The sequence below is a fragment of the Kitasatospora sp. NPDC004240 genome (genome assembly GCF_053603215.1).
Genome location: NZ_JBSGFD010000454.1, coordinates 1 through 1288 on the forward strand (window position 1 = coordinate 1; position 1288 = coordinate 1288).

The 1288-nt window shown below is 56.2% G+C and carries 1 rRNA gene; it reads left to right on the forward strand.

The window, feature by feature from the left end:
- A 23S ribosomal RNA gene (locus tag ACWEQL_RS42480) occupies window positions 1-1288 on the forward strand; the annotation flags it as partial.

The following is a 1288-nucleotide window of genomic DNA, read 5'->3' on the forward strand; positions in this document are numbered from 1 at the left end:
CTGAGACCTGATGCCGAGCCGATTGTGGTGAAGTGGATGATCCTATGCTGTCGAGAAAAGCCTCTAGCGAGTTTCATGGCGGCCCGTACCCCAAACCGACTCAGGTGGTCAGGTAGAGAATACCGAGGCGTTCGGGTGAACTATGGTTAAGGAACTCGGCAAAATGCCCCCGTAACTTCGGGAGAAGGGGGGCCATTCCTGGTGACGAGTCTTGCACTCCGAGCTGGGGGTGGCCGCAGAGACCAGCGAGAAGCGACTGTTTACTAAAAACACAGGTCCGTGCGAAGCCGTAAGGCGATGTATACGGACTGACGCCTGCCCGGTGCTGGAACGTTAAGGGGACCGGTTAGCTTGGTTTCGACCAGGCGAAGCTGAGAACTTAAGCGCCAGTAAACGGCGGTGGTAACTATAACCATCCTAAGGTAGCGAAATTCCTTGTCGGGTAAGTTCCGACCTGCACGAATGGCGTAACGACTTCTCGACTGTCTCAACCATAGGCCCGGTGAAATTGCATTACGAGTAAAGATGCTCGTTTCGCGCAGCAGGACGGAAAGACCCCGGGACCTTTACTATAGCTTGATATTGGTGTTCGGTTCGGCTTGTGTAGGATAGGTGGGAGACTGTGAGACGGCAACGCCAGTTGTCGTGGAGTCGTCGTTGAAATACCACTCTGGTCGTGCTGGATGTCTAACCTGGGTCCGTGATCCGGATCAGGGACAGTGTCTGGTGGGTAGTTTAACTGGGGCGGTTGCCTCCTAAAGGGTAACGGAGGCGCCCAAAGGTTCCCTCAGCCTGGTTGGCAATCAGGTGTTGAGTGTAAGTGCACAAGGGAGCTTGACTGTGAGACTGACGGGTCGAGCAGGTACGAAAGTAGGGACTAGTGATCCGGCGGTGGCTTGTGGAAGCGCCGTCGCTCAACGGATAAAAGGTACCCCGGGGATAACAGGCTGATCTTCCCCAAGAGTCCATATCGACGGGATGGTTTGGCACCTCGATGTCGGCTCGTCGCATCCTGGGGCTGGAGTAGGTCCCAAGGGTTGGGCTGTTCGCCCATTAAAGCGGTACGCGAGCTGGGTTTAGAACGTCGTGAGACAGTTCGGTCCCTATCCGCTGTGCGCGTAGGAGTGTTGAGAAGGGCTGTCCCTAGTACGAGAGGACCGGGACGGACGAACCTCTGGTGTGCCAGTTGTCCTGCCAAGGGCATGGCTGGTTGGCTACGTTCGGGAGGGATAACCGCTGAAAGCATCTAAGCGGGAAGCCTGCTTCGAGATGAGCACTCCCACCTCCT